This is a genomic window from Micrococcus sp. EYE_212 (genome assembly GCF_023147585.1).
GTDB lineage: Bacteria > Actinomycetota > Actinomycetes > Actinomycetales > Micrococcaceae > Micrococcus.
This window is the reverse complement of record NZ_JAHXOZ010000002.1, coordinates 26733-41875: the sequence shown is the minus strand read 5'-3', so window position 1 is coordinate 41875 and position 15143 is coordinate 26733. Positions and strand designations below refer to the sequence as shown.

Sequence of the window (15143 nt, the reverse complement as noted above, 5' to 3'; positions counted from 1 at the left end):
GCGGATCCAGTCTAGGCGGGGCCCCGGACAGCGCAGCCGACACCGGGGCGGGCCGCTCCCCCGCGTGGGCTAGGGTCTTGCGGGAGTTCCGCGCCCTGTGCCGGCGGGGCCTCACATCCCCACCGCCACCACGCCTCAGGAGCGACGATGCCCCCTGTCCAGGAGCAGCCCCGTCCGCCGACCCACGGCTCCACCTCCCCCCGGGAGCACTGGATGGACGCCCTGCGCGGGGTAGCCGTGCTCCTGGTGGTCTTCACCCACACCTACACGATGCCCCAGGGGCTGGACGCGACCTTCAGCTCCGTCGCCTTCGCGAACATCGTGCAGGTGTTCCAGTCCTGGCGGATGCCGATGCTCGTCTTCCTCGCCGGTGTGCTCCTGCCGCGCTCCGTGGCCAAGCCGACCGCCACGTACTACCGCGGCAAGGCCGAGCGCATCCTGTGGCCGTTCCTCGTCTGGATGGTCCTGCTCGCCCTGGCCCTGGGCACGCCGGAGTCCCTCGGCTCGTGGGAGTACTGGCGCGGCGGCGCATGGCACCTGTGGTTCCTGTGGGTGCTGATGCTCTGCTACCTGGTGGGCCCGCTCACCCGGTGGGTCCCCGCACTGGTGGTGGCCGCCGTCGTCTTCGTGGTGCTGTTGGAGCTCGTCAGCGGCCCCCGCGACTGGGTGCGCCCGCTGTACTGGGGCGTGTACTTCTTCCTCGGGGCCGCGTCGGCCCGCCTGCTGCCTCGCATCCGCCGGGCGCCGCTGGCCGTGGGCGCGATCGCCCTGATCCTGATGGTCCTCACGGTGGTCGCCACCCGCGCCGGGGAGCTGGTGGTCGCCGAACGCCATCCGTGGTCGGTGTTCGCGGCCCTGCCCGGGATCCTGGCGGTGCTGTGGATCGGGCCGCGGCTGCCCCGTCTGCCGTTCCTCGAGTTCTGCGGCCGCCGCTCGGTGGTCCTGTACGTGACCCACATGCCCGTGCTGATCCTGGCCGTCGGCTGGGCCCAGGGGCTCGCGGCGACCCGGCCCATCGACTTCTACCTCGCCGTGGCCGGCCCGTCCTTCCTCGTCCCCCTGTTGCTGGCCGCCGTCTACCCCCGAGTCCGGTGGCTCTACGAGTTCCCCACCGCGGGTCGGGGCCGCACCCCGCGGCCGCCCGTCGCCGCCGCCACCACCACGACGACGCCGCTGCGGCCCCGCCACGCGGGCTGAGCCCTCCCGGCGCCCGTTCCACGTCCGAGAGTGGACCGTCTCCGGGTCTGGGATGATGGTCGGCGGAGGTGCCCGTGTCCCAGAAGTCCCGCAAGTCCCGTCCCCGCCCGTCGCAGCCCGCCGCGCGCGCCGGCTCGTCCACCGCGCGCCCGGAGGCCGACCCCGCCCGCGCCCAGCCCACCCTGCGGGACGTCGACGTCCGCGCGGACCTCGCCGACGCCGGCCGGCAGGAGGGCAGCCCGGCGATCCCGGTGAGCGCCCTGATCGCCACCACCCTGCTGGTGGGCGCCTACCTGCACCTGCTGGTCCTCCAGCAGATGACCCAGCTCTCGGGCGGCCTGGCCATGCCCGACTCCCTGCTCCTCTACGGGCCGGACCACATCCGTGCGCTGGCCGGCGTCATGGACGAGGACGCGCGCGGCCAGCTCAACTGGGTGCACAAGACCGCCGGGGTGATCTTCCCGGTGGCGGTGGCCCTCACCGTGGCCGCGGTCGGCGCGTGGCGGCTGCGGCCCGTGGGGGCCAAGTGGGCGGCCCTCGGCGCGGGCGTGCTGTTCGCCGTGGTGGACATCGCCGAGAACGTCGCGATCGAGCACGCGATCGCCGCCGGCGGTCCGGGCGCCGAGCTGGCGGCCGCGCTGACGCTCACCCGCTGGGTCCTGCTGGCGCTGATCGCGCTCGCGGTGGCGGTGATGCTGGTGGCCGGGCGGCGTCGTCGCCCCGCTGCGCGGCGGGTCTGAGCCCTCGGCTAGACTCGCTCACCGGACCGCGGGCACGACGCGCGGTCCGCGCCCCAGTAGCTCAGTTGGATAGAGCGACCCTCTCCTAAAGGGTAGGCCGTCGGTTCGATTCCGGCCTGGGGCACCCAATACCTTTGAGTTGAGCCAGCCAGGGGGAACCAGTGACCGAATTTATTGATCAAATTGTTTCTCAAGTTAATGCAATTAGAAGGTATCTAAAGTCGCATCCTGACCTCGCCAAAGATCCAGGTACGCGCACTTTGCGCACACTCACCTACGATACCTTAAAATGGGGGTCTTCGAACGCTCCGAGTTCATTGAATTCTGACACCTTAGATAATATCTATAGTCTTTGGAATAGAATTCTAGAAATCCTGAATTTAATAGACGATAATTCACACGAAAATCAGCGCGCCCACCTACTGCAAAGGGCGACTAAATACGCTGAAATGGCTGCTTTCGAAGCTGGAATCAACACTGGAATGACCGATGAGGGAGATAGGACTCCTCCCTCCGAAATATCAGACCCGGCGCGGCAAGCTAACTCTATAGAAGCGAGACTTGCCGCTCTGCAGTCACACTTAGATCAGCTGGAACAGAGGGTTAAGGAATCAAGTTCTTCAGCACTTAAGGAGAGTGAAGTCATAAGGGCGGAGACCCGGAATAGACTCATTGCGTTTGAGGAAAACATTCAGACGAGAATGACAGCTGCATACGAGGAGTCCTTCTCCGCATTTAACACGGAGACTAGGAGAATCACCGAAGCGGGCGAGGAGGCGCTCACTGAGATCAAGAACCTCCGCGACGACACAAAAACTATCTCCCAAATATCTGCTGGAAAGTTTGTTTCTGAAAGCTACAATAAATCTTCTAGAACGGAGTTCAAGACGTCCCTGTTCTCCTACCTTGTGGGAGTTGTCATACTTGTTCTCACTTTGTTGTACCTAACTATATCCAGCCCGATCGACATGGCCGAGAACGGCCAGTGGTCATACATTGTTAACCGCCTTACGGTGACAGCAATTGCCTTAACCGCTACAACTGTGGCATTCAAACTTGGGTCCAAATTCCTTGACTCATCGCAGCAGCATAAGCGACTCTCTATGGACGTTAGCGCCATGGGCCCCTTCCTCGCAGAAATCAGTGACCAAACCCTTCGAGATGCCGCACGGAGTAGCTTCTCTGAGCGCACCTTCAGCCCATCCAAGATGGATCCTTCCAAGGCCGGGGATAAAGAAGTCAGCTCGTCCGGTAGCGAGTCCCAAACAGGTCTTATCCAATTCCTCATTGCACTCACCCAGGCCTCGCGACCTGAGAAGTCGTAATAGCGCGAGACTCAGTACCGGGCCCGCACGCCATCCAGATTCTTTAGGCCAGGTCGTACAGAGCAGGCGCTGTGAACTCCACCTAGGGGCTTGGTGAACCGGTCGCCTCCGCTGGCATAGCTGTGGCCAGGAGGGCCCACAGGCCGCCTGACGCCCGCCCCTCACTCCGCGTCCGCGAACTGCGTGGTGTAGAGCTCCGCGTACCGTCCGCCCGCCGCCAGCAGCTGCGCGTGCGGGCCGCGCTCCACGATCCGTCCGGCCTCGACCACGAGGATCTCGTCCGCATTGCGCACCGTGGAGAGCCGGTGCGCGATCACGATCGCCGTCCGCCCGGCCAGCGCCTCCCCCAGGGCCTCCTGGATGGCGCGTTCGTTGGTGGAGTCCAGGGCCGCCGTCGCCTCGTCCAGGACCACGACGCGCGGGGCGGCCAGCAGCAGCCGGGCGATGGTCATGCGCTGGCGCTCGCCGCCGGAGAGCCGGTATCCGCGTTCGCCCACCACGGTGTCCAGTCCGTCCGGGAGCGCCTCGATCACCGGCCGCAGGCGCGCCCGCTCGACGGCGTCCCACAGCTGGGCGTCCGTGGCGTCCGGGCGGGCCAACAGCAGGTTGTCCCGCACGGAGTCGTGGAACAGGTGCCCGTCCTGGGTCACCATGCCCACGGCCTCCTGCAGGTCCGCGAAGGTCAGGTCCCGCACGTCCACGCCGCCGAGCTCCACCGCGCCGGAGGACACGTCGTGCAGGCGGGTGACCAGGGAGGCGATCGTGGACTTGCCGGCGCCCGAGGAGCCCACGAGCGCCACGGTGGCGCCGGCGGGGACGCTGACGTCGATCCCGTGGAGCACCTCCTCGCCGCCGCGGGTGTCCAGCACGGCCACCTCCTCGAGGGAGGCCAGGGACACCTGCTGCGCGGACGGGTAGGCGAACCGCACGTCCCGCAGCCGCACGGACAGCGGCCCGGCCGGCAGGGCCGCCGGATGCTCCGCCTCGGTGATCAGGGGCTGCAGGTCCAGCACCTCGAACACCCGCTCGAAGCTCACGAGCGCGCTCATGATCTCCACCCGGGCGTTGGCCAGGGCCGTCAGCGGGGCGTACAGGCGGGTGAGCAGCAGGGCGAGGGTGACGACGTCGCCGGCGTCGAGGGTGCCGGCGATCGCCTGCAGGCCGCCCACCCCGTACACGGCGGCGAGCGCCAGCGCGGAGACCAGGGTGAGCAGCGTGGTGAACACGGCCTGGCGCACGGAGATGTCCACGCCGGTGGCGCGCACGCGGTCCGCGCGGCGGGCGAACTCGGCGGACTCGGCGGCGGGGCGGCCGAAGAGCTTGATGAGGGTGGCGCCGGGGGCGGAGAAGCGCTCGGTCATCTGGTCGCCCATGGCGGCGTTGTGCCCGGCCCGCTCGCGGGACAGCCCCGCCAGCTTCGAGCCGACCGCCCGCGCCGGGAGGAGGAACACGGGCAGCATCACGAGGGACAGGACGGTGACCTGCCAGCTGGTGGCCACCATGACGCCCAGGGTCAGCGCCACGGAGACCACGTTGGCGACCACGCCGGAGAGCGTCCGGGAGATCGCCGACTGCGCGCCGATCACGTCGTTGTTCAGGCGGGAGACGAGCGCCCCGGTGCGGGTGCGCTGGAAGAAGGCCACGGGCATGCGCTGCACGTGGTCGAAGACCTGCGTGCGCAGGTCGAAGATGACCCGTTCGCCGAGGCCCGCGGAGAGCCACTTGGTGAACACGCCGAGGACGGCGTCGGCGATGGCGACCGCGGCGATGAGCAGCGCGAGCCGCACGATCAGGTCGCCGTCCCGGCCGCCGGTGATCGCGTTGACGACGTCGCCCGCGAGGACCGGCGAGGCGACGCCGAGCACGGCCCCCAGGATCGAGGCGAGGACGAACACGACCAGCCGGGCGCGGTACCGTCCGGCGAACGCGACCGCGCGCCGCACGGTGCCCTTCTTGAGGGACTGGGACGCCTCCGGGCCGCTGCGCGTCATGCGCATCATGGACGCCCGTGCCGCCGACTCCATGCTCATGCGCATCACTCCCCTGTCGTCTCGTGACCGAGAGCAGTCTAGGGAGCGCCCCGGGAGCGGCGGGGGGATTCCGCTGGGAGCGTCAGGCCGCCAGGCCCAGGTAGCCCTGCCACGCCTCGGCGGGGCGGTCGAGCTCGCGGATACGCCACTGCGCACCGCGCGGGCGCACCGGGTCCACGCGCAGCCGCCACCCCAGGGACTCGAGCGAGCGGTCCGCCTTGGCGCCGTTGCAGCGCAGGCAGCACGCCACCAGGTTCTCCCACGAGTTCTCCCCGCCGCGCGAACGGGGCCGGACGTGGTCCACCGTGGTGGCGTGGGCCCCGCAGTAGGCGCAGCGGTGGCCGTCCCGGCGCAGCACGCCCTTGCGGGAGACGGGTGCCGCCTCCCCGTGGGGGACGCGGATGTACTGGTGCAGGAGGATCACCAGGGGGCGGCCCCACGCGCGCGTCGGGCTCAGCATGGGATCCCCGCCGTCCTCCAGGACGCTGGCCTTGCCCGTGGCCACGAGCAGGAGCGCTCGGCGGTCGGAGACCACCGAGAGGGGTTCGTAGCCGGCGTTGAGGACGAGTGTGCGCATGGCGGGCCTCGGGACGGGGAGCGGACGGTCCCACGCTACGGGCCTCCGGTCCCTGCGCGCGGCGTGTCGCACGCGGGTGCGCAAAGTCTTCACCGATCGGTCACCTGCGCCTCACGCGCCGGTCACTCGCCGGGCAGGGCCTCCACCCACACGTGCGCGGCGGTGTCCCCGTGCAGCTCCAGCGCGTCGCCGGCGGCGGCGTCGCCGTCCGCCTCCGCCTCGATCCGGACGTATCCGGCCTCGAGCGCGGGCTGCGCCCGGAGGACGCCGCCGGGCACGACGCCCGCGGCGGCGAGGTCCGTCAGGAGCTCCGGGTCGGCCTGGATCCCCTCGGCGAGGCTGAGGACGCGGAACCGGCCGGGGGTGGCGGCCGCCGTCGCCAGCCTCTCCCCGGCGAGGCCCATGTCCCGGCTCCAGTCCTCGGCGGAGCGCTGCTCGGGGCGCGGCGGGATCGGGGTGCCGTACGGGGTGACGCTCGGGTTCTCCAGGATCTCGAGCAGGCGGCGCTCCACCTGGTCGCTCATGACGTGCTCCCAGCGGCAGGCCTCGTCGTGCACGAGCGCCCAGTCCAGGCCGATGACGTCCGAGAGCAGGCGCTCGGCCAGGCGGTGCTTGCGCAGCACGGCAACGGCACGCTCGCGCCCGTCCACGGTGAGGTCCAGGCGGCGGTCGGCGCCGACGTGCACGAGGCCGTCGCGCTCCATGCGGGCCACCGTCTGGGAGACCGTGGGGCCGGAGTGGTCCAGCCGCTCCACGATGCGCGCACGCAGGGGCGTGATGCCCTCCTCCTCGAGCTCGAGGATGGTGCGCAGGTACATCTCCGTGGTGTCGATCAAATCGGTCATCGCGCCGTCCTCTTCCCGTGGTCTTCCTCTCGCGCCATCCTAGCCACGGGACCGGGGTCACGTTCACGGGGCGCGAGCGCCGCTGGGCCACAATGAGGACGACCCCGTCCCCTGCCCAGGAGCGCACCATGAACCCGACCTCCCCCGCCGAGATCGTCATCCCCACGGACATGCTGCCGGCGGACGGCCGGTTCGGCGCTGGACCGTCCAAGGTCCGCCCCGAGCAGCTGCAGGCCGTGGCCGACGCCGCCGGGCTCATGGGGACCTCCCATCGCCAGAAGCCCGTGAAGGACCTCGTGGGCCGCGTGCGCGCCGGCGTCGCCGAGCTCTTCTCCGCCCCCGCGGGCTACGAGGTGGTCCTCGGGGTCGGCGGGTCCACCGCGTTCTGGGACGCCGCCTCCTTCGGACTGGTCCACGAGCGTGCGCAGCACCTGAGCTTCGGCGAGTTCGGCTCCAAGTTCGCCCGCGCCACGGACGCCGCCCCGTTCCTCGGCGCCTCGGACATCCGCATCGCGGAGCCGGGCACGCGCCCGGAGCCGGAGGCCGTGGCCGGCGTCGACGTGTACGCGTGGCCCCACAACGAGACGTCCACGGGCGTCATGGCGCCCGTGGAGCGCCCCGCGGGGATCGACGACGACGCGCTCGTGCTGATCGACGCCACCTCCGCGGCCGGCGGCCTGCCCGTGGACGTGGCGCAGGCGGACGTCTACTACTTCGCCCCGCAGAAGAACTTCGCCTCCGACGGCGGCCTGTGGCTCGCGCTGTTCTCCCCCGCTGCGCTCGAGCGGGTGCAGGAGGTCTCGGCCTCGGGCCGGTGGATCCCGGAGTTCCTGGACCTGGCCACCGCCGTGGACAACTCGCTCAAGGACCAGACGTACAACACGCCGGCCCTGGCCACCCTGGTGATGATGGACGCGCAGCTGCAGTGGATGAACGGCAACGGCGGCCTGGACTTCACCACCGCGCGCACCGCCGAGTCCTCGCGCCGGGTGTACGAGTGGGCCGAGCGGCACGCGGTGGCCACCCCGTTCGTGACGCGCCCCGAGGACCGCTCCGCCGTCATCTGCACCGTCGACTTCGACGAGGCGGTGGACGCCGCCGCCGTGGCGAAGGTGCTGCGCGCCAACGGCGTCGTGGACGTGGAGCCCTACCGCAAGCTCGGGCGCAACCAGCTGCGCATCGCCACGTTCGCGGCCATCGAGCCGGACGACGTCACGGCGCTGCTGGCCTGCATCGACCACGTGGTCGAGCGCCTGGGCTGAGCAGGGCTCAGGCCTCGTCGGGGACGCGGCCCTCGGCGACGGCCGCCAGACGCTCGCGCTCGTCCTCGTTCACGCGCTCGGCGTAGGGCACCCACGGCGGGGCCACGAGGGCCCCGTCATGCGCCTGGATCCCCAGCTCGCACACGGTCACGTGCTTCGAGCGCGGGGCCCGGGCGAGGGTGCAGTACCAGGCCCACCCCGCGTAGCCGGGCAGGTGCGCGGCGAAGCGGTGGGTGACGAGCCGGTCGTCGTCCGCCGTGGCGTCCAGGTGCTCGCCCACCTGGCCCTCCTCCGCATCCTCGGCCAGCGCGGCGCGCGCGGTCTCCACGGCCTCCGCCAGCAGCTCGTCCCGCTTGGGGGCCCGACGCCGGACGGGAGGCGCCGGCACGGCGGCCGCCTCGGTCTCGGGGCTCTGACCGCTCGCGGACGGCGTCACAGGCTGCTCCGTCTCGTGCTTCACGGCGCTCATGCCTCGAGGTCGTCCGCGACGCGGCGCAGGACCTGCGCGATCTTGCCGGCCTGGGCGGGCTGCGGGTAGCGCCCGCGGCGCAGGCCGTTGGAGGTCTGGTCCAGCACCCGGATGAGGTCCTCCAGGAGGACCGCCATCTCATCGGGCTTGGGGCGGTGGTTGCGGACCACGGAGGGGGCGGAGTCGAGCACGCGCAGGGAGAGCGCCTGCTTTCCGCGCCGCCCCTCGGCCACGCCGAACTCGACGCGAGCCCCGGAGTGGAGCTCCGTCACGCCCGCGGGCAGGGCCGACGAGGGCACGTGGACCTCCTCGCCCTCGTCGGTGTGGGCGAATCCGAACCCCTTGGCGGAGTCGTAGAACTTGATGCGACCGGTGGGCATCTCTGGTACCTGCTTCTTCGTCGTCGGGTCGCCCAGCGGCCTCTCCGGCGGGCGCCGCCGCCGTCTCCGACGGGCGCTCGGCCGGGTCTCGCCCGAGGGATCGGCGGGGTCCTGGACTGCACCGGCGCGGTGAGGCCGCGGCATCGGGGGGACCGCCTCTGACCGTGAGCCCTCGAGGGACGGCGATGGACGTGCTGCACTGATCCTCCAGGATAGCCGGACTACAGTGGCGGCCATGCCTGCCACCGTCCCCTCCGCCGCGCGCCGACCCGCCACCGACCTCGCGGAAGGCCGCGCGCCCAGCCCGTGGCTGCGCGCGGTGCTCGTGGCGGGCGTGGCCGTCACGGCGGTCTCCGCCCTCGCGCTGGCGGCCCTCCTGGTGGCCTACTTCCTCTCGGCCCCGGCCCTGCCCCTCCTGTACCGCCTGGCCCTCTACGGGCTTCCCGCGGGGTTCGGCCTGCTGGTGCTGCACCTGGTCCTCTCGGCCGTGCGGCGCGCCCGCTCCTGAGCGGCCCGGCACGTCAGCGAACGCCCAGCGGACTCCCAGGTGGAGTGGCCAGACTGGACTCATGCAGTCTCAGAACCCTGAAGCCCGCCTCCTCGTGGTGGACGACGAGCCCAACATCCGCGCGCTCCTCTCCACGTCCCTGCGCTTCGCGGGCTTCGAGGTGCGCGCCGCCGCCAACGGCCACGACGCCCTCGAGGCGGCGGAGGAGTTCCAGCCGGACCTGGCGGTGCTGGACGTGATGCTCCCGGACATGGACGGATTCACCGTGACCCGCCGGCTGCGCGCCGCGGGCCGCCACTTCCCCGTGGTGTTCCTCACCGCCCGGGACGGCACCGAGGACAAGGTCACCGGCCTCACCGTGGGCGGGGACGACTACGTTACCAAGCCCTTCTCGCTGGACGAGGTGGTGGCCCGCATCCGCGCGGTGCTGCGGCGCACCGCGTCCCTGGACGACGACGGCGCCGTGCTGCGCGTGGACGACCTCGAACTGGACGACGACGCGCACGAGGTGCGTCGCGGCGGCGAGGTGGTGGACCTCTCCCCCACCGAGTTCAAGCTCCTGCGCTACCTGATGATGAACCCGAACCGCGTCCTCTCCAAGGCCCAGATCCTGGACCACGTGTGGGAGTACGACTTCAACGGGGACGCCTCCATCGTGGAGTCCTACATCTCCTACCTGCGTCGCAAGATCGACGTGGGCGGGCGGGACCGCATGATCCACACCAAGCGCGGGGTGGGCTACATGCTGCGCACGGCCGACAAGCGCTGAGGTGGCGGAGCGCCTCCGCGTCGCGTCGTCCCGGCTGCGGTACCCCCGCACGTGGGCTCGGGGCGCGTGGTCGGCCCAGTCCCTGCGCACCAAGCTCGTCGTGATGATCACGGCGCTCATGCTCACCCTCGTGGCGGTCACCGCCCTCGTCACCTCCGCCCTGTTCCGGCAGGAGCTCGTGCGGCAGCTGGACGAGGACATGGTCACCAACCGGGACGCGGTGTCCGTGTACCTGACCACCGTGGTCCAGACCGGCGGGTACTACACGCCCCAGCACGGGATCCTGCGCTTCTACGGCGCCCTGTGGGACACCACGGGCGCGCCGGTCGTCAGCACCCCCGTGATCATGGACGCGGACGCCCCGCGCCTCGAGGGGCTCTCCCTGGATCGCGTGCGCGAGATCGGCTCCGAGTCCTTCGAGGTGCCCGGCACGCAGGCGGACTCGAACGGCTGGCGGGTCCAGCTGTACCCCCTGCGCAGCGGCGAGGGCTCCATCGCCATCGCCCTGCCCCTGCACACCGTCTCCTCCTCCGTGGAGCGGGTCACCGCGCTCGTGGTGACCATCGGGCTGCTGGCGACGGCGGGCGCCGTCGTGGTGGCCAACCTGGCGGTGGAGCGCGCCTTCCGGACGCTGAACCGCGTGGAGCGCACGGCCGCGAAGATCGCGGCGGGCGATCTGAGCCAGCGCGTCGAGACCGCGCCCCCGGACACCGAGGTGGGGCGACTGTCCCGCTCGCTCAACGCGATGCTCGCTCACATCGAGTCCGCCTTCCGGGACAAGGAGGTCTCCGAGGGCAAGATGCGCCGGTTCGTGCAGGACGCGTCCCATGAGCTGCGCACCCCGCTCGTGACCATCCGCGGCTTCTCCGAGCTCTACCGCCACGGCGGCATCACGAAGGAGGAGGACGTGGCCGCGGCGATGGGCCGGATCGAGTCCGAGGCGGCCCGCATGACGCGCCTCGTGGAGGACCTGCTGACCCTCGCCCGCCTGGACGAGCAGCGGCCCCTCGAGCACGCGCCGGTGGACCTGCTCGTGCTGGGCGTGGACTCCATGATGGACGCCTCGGTCAACGCCCCGGACCGCACGGTGCGGCTCGTCGGGCTGGACGGCGGACGGGCCTCCTCGGCCCCCCTCATGGGCGACGAGAACCGCATCCGCCAGGTGGTGGTCAACCTCATGACGAACGCGCTGCGGTACACCCCGGCCGGCACCCCGATCGAGATCGCGGTGGGCACCGTGGAGATCCCCTCCGGCGGCTCCGGCGGCCCCGGCGGGGGACCGGACCGGGACTCGGTGATCGAGATCCGCGACCACGGCCAGGGCGTCTCCGAGGAGGACCGCGCACGGATCTTCGAGCGGTTCTACCGCGCGGACTCCTCGCGCCACCGCGAGACCGGCGGCACAGGGCTGGGCCTGGCGATCGTCGCCGCGATCGCCGCCCAGCACGGCGGCTCCGTCCGGCTCCTGGAGACCGAGGGCGGCGGCGCCACGTTCTCCGTGCACCTGCCGTGGACCCCCTTCGAGGACGACGACCTCGAGGATGACGGCGAATCCGGGCACGAGGACGACGTCGACGCCGGCCTCGAGGAGGACGGCCCGGAGGGCGGGCGTCCGACGGCGGATCCCGCCGGACGCGCCTCCTCCTCTGCGGCCCCCTCGGGGGCGGGCGCCTCGTCCGCGGTCCAGCGCCGTCGGCTGACGCGGGTCGCCGGACGACTGCGCCGCGCTGCGGCCAGCCGTCGCGACCGCGGCCCGCGCGACGGCGGCTGAGTCCCGCGGCCCGGCCGCGGCTCCTGCACAGGGCTCACCGCTCCCCCGGCCGGTCCCCAGACCGCGGGGACCGACGGCGGGCCGGCAGCGGCCGTCCCTAGCGTGGGGGTCAGCGGAGCCGGCCGCACCTCCGGCGTTCACAGAGGGGACACGCACATGACCATCGTCCAGATCGACATCGAGGACCTGCGCGCCAAGAGCGGCGCCGTCGAGGGGTCCATCGGCCGCCTGCAGGCCGAGGTGAACACCATGGAGGCGAGCCTCCGCCAGCTCCAGGACACGTGGCGCGGCCAGGCGTCCAGCAACTTCCAGGGCGTGCTGACCGAGTGGCGCGCCACCCAGCAGCGCGTGGAGGCCTCCCTGGCGTCCATCCGCCAGGCCATGGACGCCGCCGCCCAGCAGTACCAGGACGCAGAGGCGGCGAACGCCTCGATGTTCCGCTTCTGATCCGGGGCCCGTGCCGCGCGCGGCCTAGAGTGGCGGTCATGAGCGTGCTCATCGACCCACCCGTCTGGCCCGCGCACGGCACGGTGTTCTCGCACCTCGTCTCGGACGCCTCCCTCGAGGAGCTGCACGCCTTCGCGCGGACGGCTGGCCTCAGCCCGCGCGCCTTCGACCTGGACCACTACGACGTGCCTGCGCACCGCCACGCGGACCTCGTGGCGGCAGGGGCGGAGGAGGTCAGCGGCGCGGAGCTGGTCCGGCGCCTCGTCCGATCGGGCCTGCGCGTTCCGGCCCGACGCCGGCCGGCGCGGATCGCCCCGGTGCTGCGCCGCCGTTGGGAGCGGCTCTTCGCGGGGGCCGGTGCCCACCCGGACGCGGTGCTCGCGACGGGTCAGGAGCTGCTGACGCGGTGGGCCGAGGAGCACCGCCACTACCACTCCCCCGCGCACCTGCTCGCCGTGCTCGAGGCGCTGGACGAGCTCGACGCCGCTGGTGAGGACCTCGGCGCGGACCCCCGCGCCGTGCGTCTGGCGGCCTGGTTCCACGACGCCGTCTACGCGGCGGACCAGACGGCCGACCCCGGCCAGGACGAGGCGGACTCGGCCGAGCTCGCCCTCCACCTGCTCGGCGATCCGCGGCTGCGGGTGCCCACCGCCCTCGTCGCCGAGGTCGAGCGGCTCGTGCTGCTCACCGTGGACCACCGCCCAGCCCCGGGCGACCCCGCCGGGGCTGCTCTGAGCGACGCGGACCTCGCGGTGCTCGGCAGCTCCCCCCAGGGGTATGACCGCTACGTCGAGGCCGTGCGCGCGGACTTCGCGCACGTCGCTGACGCGCACTGGCGCACCGGGAGGGCTGCCGTCCTCCAGCACCTGCTCTCCGCCGAGCACCTCTACGCCACCGCCACCGGCCGCGCCCGCTGGGAGCAGCCGGCGCGTCTGAACCTGCGCCGCGAGCTGGAGGCCCTGTGCTCCTGAGCCGACACGGCGAGGCCCGCCTCCCCGGACCGGGAAGACGGGCCTCGCGTGCTGGGCGCCCGGGAGGACCGGGCGGGCTCAGCGGGTGGTCACATCATGCCGCCCATGCCGCCCATCGGGTCCATGCCCTCGGCACCGCCGGCCGGGTTCTTCTCCGGCTTGTCGGCCACGACGGCCTCGGTGGTGAGGAACAGGCCCGCGATGGACGCGGCGTTCTGCAGGGCGGAGCGGGTCACCTTGACCGGGTCGTTGATGCCCGCGGCCAGCAGGTCCTCGTACTCGCCGGTGGCAGCGTTCAGGCCGTGGCCGGCCTCGAGGGTCTTGACCTTGTCCGCCACGACGCCCGGCTCCATGCCCGCGTTGAAGGCGATCTGCTTCAGCGGGGCCTCGATGGCGACCTTGACGATGTTCGCGCCGGTGGCCTCGTCGCCCTCGAGCTGCAGGCCCTCGAACGCCTTCGCGCCGGCCTGGATCAGGGCCACGCCGCCGCCGGCGACGATGCCCTCCTCCACGGCCGCCTTGGCGTTGCGCACGGCGTCCTCGATGCGGTGCTTGCGCTCCTTGAGCTCCACCTCGGTGGCCGCGCCGGCCTTGATGACGGCCACGCCGCCGGCCAGCTTGGCGAGGCGCTCCTGGAGCTTCTCGCGGTCGTAGTCCGAGTCGGTGTTCTCGATCTCGGCGCGGATCTGGGCCACGCGGCCGGCGATCTGCTCGGCGTCGCCGGCACCCTCCACGATGGTGGTCTCGTCCTTGGTGATGACCACCTTGCGGGCGGTGCCCAGCAGGTCGAGGGTGGCGTTCTCCAGGGAGAGGCCGACCTCGGAGGAGATGACCTGGCCGCCGGTGAGGATGGCGATGTCGGCGAGCATGGCCTTGCGGCGGTCGCCGAAGCCCGGAGCCTTCACGGCCACGGACTTGAAGGTGCCGCGGATCTTGTTGACCACCAGCGTGGCCAGGGCCTCGCCGTCGACGTCCTCGGCGATGATCAGCAGCGGCTTGCCGGACTGCATGACCTTCTCGAGGATCGCCACCATGTCCTTCACGGTGGAGATCTTCGAGTTGACGATGAGGATGTAGGGATCCTCGAGGACGGCCTCCTGGCGGTCCGTGTCCGTGACGAAGTAGCCGGAGATGTAGCCCTTGTCGAACCGCATGCCCTCGGTGAGCTCGAGCTCGAGGCCGAAGGTGTTGGACTCCTCGACGGTGATGACGCCCTCCTTGCCGACCTTGTCCAGCGCCTCGGCGATGAGGGCGCCGATCTGCGGGTCGGCGGCGGAGATGGACGCGGTGGCGGCGATCTGCTCCTTGGTCTCGATCTCGCGGGACGCGGAGAGCAGCTCGGCGGTGACGGCCTCGACGGCCTTCTCGATGCCGCGCTTCAGGGAGAGCGGATCGGCGCCGGCGGCCACGTTGCGCAGGCCCTCGCGCACGAGCGCCTGGGCGAGCACGGTGGCGGTGGTGGTGCCGTCGCCGGCGACGTCGTCGGTCTTCTTGGCGACCTCCTTGACGAGCTCCGCGCCGATCTTCTCGTAGGGGTCCTCGAGCTCGATCTCCTTGGCGATGGACACGCCGTCGTTGGTGATGGTGGGGGCGCCCCACTTCTTCTCGAGCACCACGTTGCGGCCGCGGGGGCCGAGCGTCACCTTCACGGCGTCCGCGAGGGTGTTCAGACCCTTCTCCAGACCGCGGCGGGCCTCTTCGTCGAATGCGATGGTCTTGGCCATGAGTGCATGTCCTTTCTGGACGTCACGTTCCTTGCTGGTGGCTGACCCGCACCGATGCCCGCGACGGACGGCCCGGAACGGGGCCTCACCGATGGACAGGTCCTCCTCCACGGGGGTGCCGGCCGGGG

General features: G+C 71.4%; 15 protein-coding genes and 1 tRNA gene. 10 read left to right on the top strand and 6 right to left on the bottom strand.

Going from position 1 to position 15143, the window contains the following annotated elements; genetic code table 11:
- The first annotated feature begins 147 nt into the window (after positions 1-147).
- From KZX60_RS01995 to KZX60_RS01980, 4 genes are all read left to right on the top strand, one after another.
- Complete coding sequence (locus KZX60_RS01995) at positions 148-1197, top strand: acyltransferase (RefSeq protein WP_248115361.1); 1050 nt, start codon at positions 148-150, stop codon at positions 1195-1197.
- A gap of 74 nt (positions 1198-1271) precedes the next feature.
- The gene (locus KZX60_RS01990; RefSeq protein WP_248115360.1) at positions 1272-1937 is read left to right on the top strand and encodes a hypothetical protein; all 666 of its coding nucleotides are present in this window, start codon (positions 1272-1274) and stop codon (positions 1935-1937) included.
- A 50-nt stretch (positions 1938-1987) separates the two neighbouring features.
- Positions 1988-2061: transfer RNA gene (locus tag KZX60_RS01985), tRNA-Arg, on the top strand.
- A gap of 325 nt (positions 2062-2386) precedes the next feature.
- A complete protein-coding gene (locus tag KZX60_RS01980) occupies positions 2387-3262 on the top strand; it encodes a hypothetical protein (protein ID WP_248115359.1) in 876 nt (291 codons plus the stop codon).
- Between the two features lie 161 nt (positions 3263-3423).
- Here the strand turns inward: KZX60_RS01980 and KZX60_RS01975 are convergent, their stop codons facing one another.
- The 3 genes from KZX60_RS01975 to KZX60_RS01965 all read right to left on the bottom strand — a co-directional run bounded on the left by KZX60_RS01975 (position 3424) and on the right by KZX60_RS01965 (position 6714).
- Positions 3424-5292 (bottom strand): ABC transporter ATP-binding protein, encoded by a 1869-nt coding sequence (locus KZX60_RS01975; RefSeq protein WP_248115358.1) that lies wholly within the window; start codon positions 5290-5292, stop codon positions 3424-3426.
- A gap of 82 nt (positions 5293-5374) precedes the next feature.
- Complete coding sequence (locus KZX60_RS01970) at positions 5375-5869, bottom strand: HNH endonuclease (RefSeq protein ID WP_248115357.1); 495 nt, start codon at positions 5867-5869, stop codon at positions 5375-5377.
- 122 nt (positions 5870-5991) lie between these two features.
- Positions 5992-6714 carry a metal-dependent transcriptional regulator gene (locus tag KZX60_RS01965; protein ID WP_248115356.1) on the bottom strand — a complete coding sequence of 241 codons (723 nt, stop codon included), beginning with the start codon at positions 6712-6714 and terminating at the stop codon, positions 5992-5994.
- Between the two features lie 128 nt (positions 6715-6842).
- On the opposite strand from KZX60_RS01965, the gene serC reads away from it, so the two are divergent.
- Positions 6843-7976, top strand: coding sequence for a phosphoserine transaminase (gene serC / locus KZX60_RS01960; RefSeq protein ID WP_248115355.1), 1134 nt, complete (start codon positions 6843-6845; stop codon positions 7974-7976).
- Between the two features lie 7 nt (positions 7977-7983).
- Here serC and KZX60_RS01955 read toward each other — a convergent pair whose 3' ends face one another.
- Complete coding sequence (locus KZX60_RS01955) at positions 7984-8445, bottom strand: DUF3027 domain-containing protein (RefSeq protein WP_248115354.1); 462 nt, start codon at positions 8443-8445, stop codon at positions 7984-7986.
- Positions 8442-8825 carry a cold shock domain-containing protein gene (locus KZX60_RS01950; protein WP_248115353.1) on the bottom strand — a complete coding sequence of 128 codons (384 nt, stop codon included), beginning with the start codon at positions 8823-8825 and terminating at the stop codon, positions 8442-8444. Before KZX60_RS01950 ends, KZX60_RS01955 begins: the two co-directional genes overlap by 4 nt.
- Positions 8826-9060: 235 nt before the next feature.
- Between KZX60_RS01950 and KZX60_RS01945 the strand changes: the two genes are divergently transcribed.
- From KZX60_RS01945 to KZX60_RS01925, 5 genes are all read left to right on the top strand, one after another.
- Positions 9061-9333 carry a hypothetical protein gene (locus tag KZX60_RS01945; protein ID WP_248115352.1) on the top strand — a complete coding sequence of 91 codons (273 nt, stop codon included), beginning with the start codon at positions 9061-9063 and terminating at the stop codon, positions 9331-9333.
- A gap of 61 nt (positions 9334-9394) precedes the next feature.
- A complete protein-coding gene (locus KZX60_RS01940; protein WP_248115351.1) occupies positions 9395-10102 on the top strand; it encodes a response regulator transcription factor in 708 nt (235 codons plus the stop codon).
- A 1-nt stretch (position 10103) separates the two neighbouring features.
- Positions 10104-11873, top strand: coding sequence for a HAMP domain-containing sensor histidine kinase (locus KZX60_RS01935; protein WP_248115350.1), 1770 nt, complete (start codon positions 10104-10106; stop codon positions 11871-11873).
- A gap of 156 nt (positions 11874-12029) precedes the next feature.
- Complete coding sequence (locus KZX60_RS01930; RefSeq protein WP_248115349.1) at positions 12030-12320, top strand: WXG100 family type VII secretion target; 291 nt, start codon at positions 12030-12032, stop codon at positions 12318-12320.
- 38 nt (positions 12321-12358) lie between these two features.
- Positions 12359-13291, top strand: coding sequence for a DUF4031 domain-containing protein (locus tag KZX60_RS01925; RefSeq protein ID WP_248115348.1), 933 nt, complete (start codon positions 12359-12361; stop codon positions 13289-13291).
- 89 nt (positions 13292-13380) lie between these two features.
- Here the strand turns inward: KZX60_RS01925 and groL are convergent, their stop codons facing one another.
- The gene (gene groL / locus KZX60_RS01920; protein WP_248115347.1) at positions 13381-15015 is read right to left on the bottom strand and encodes a chaperonin GroEL; all 1635 of its coding nucleotides are present in this window, start codon (positions 15013-15015) and stop codon (positions 13381-13383) included.
- Positions 15016-15143 lie beyond the last annotated feature (128 nt).

Coding starts and splice junctions, on each gene's coding strand:
- KZX60_RS01965 (WP_248115356.1), bottom strand. CDS start 6,714: ATGACCGATTTGATCGACACCACGGAGATGTACCTGCGCACCATCCTC.
- serC (WP_248115355.1), top strand. CDS start 6,843: ATGAACCCGACCTCCCCCGCCGAGATCGTCATCCCCACGGACATGCTG.
- KZX60_RS01970 (WP_248115357.1), bottom strand. CDS start 5,869: ATGCGCACACTCGTCCTCAACGCCGGCTACGAACCCCTCTCGGTGGTC.
- KZX60_RS01975 (WP_248115358.1), bottom strand. CDS start 5,292: ATGAGCATGGAGTCGGCGGCACGGGCGTCCATGATGCGCATGACGCGC.
- KZX60_RS01940 (WP_248115351.1), top strand. CDS start 9,395: ATGCAGTCTCAGAACCCTGAAGCCCGCCTCCTCGTGGTGGACGACGAG.
- KZX60_RS01945 (WP_248115352.1), top strand. CDS start 9,061: ATGCCTGCCACCGTCCCCTCCGCCGCGCGCCGACCCGCCACCGACCTC.
- KZX60_RS01950 (WP_248115353.1), bottom strand. CDS start 8,825: ATGCCCACCGGTCGCATCAAGTTCTACGACTCCGCCAAGGGGTTCGGA.
- KZX60_RS01955 (WP_248115354.1), bottom strand. CDS start 8,445: ATGAGCGCCGTGAAGCACGAGACGGAGCAGCCTGTGACGCCGTCCGCG.
- KZX60_RS01925 (WP_248115348.1), top strand. CDS start 12,359: ATGAGCGTGCTCATCGACCCACCCGTCTGGCCCGCGCACGGCACGGTG.
- KZX60_RS01995 (WP_248115361.1), top strand. CDS start 148: ATGCCCCCTGTCCAGGAGCAGCCCCGTCCGCCGACCCACGGCTCCACC.
- KZX60_RS01930 (WP_248115349.1), top strand. CDS start 12,030: ATGACCATCGTCCAGATCGACATCGAGGACCTGCGCGCCAAGAGCGGC.
- KZX60_RS01980 (WP_248115359.1), top strand. CDS start 2,387: ATGGCTGCTTTCGAAGCTGGAATCAACACTGGAATGACCGATGAGGGA.
- groL (WP_248115347.1), bottom strand. CDS start 15,015: ATGGCCAAGACCATCGCATTCGACGAAGAGGCCCGCCGCGGTCTGGAG.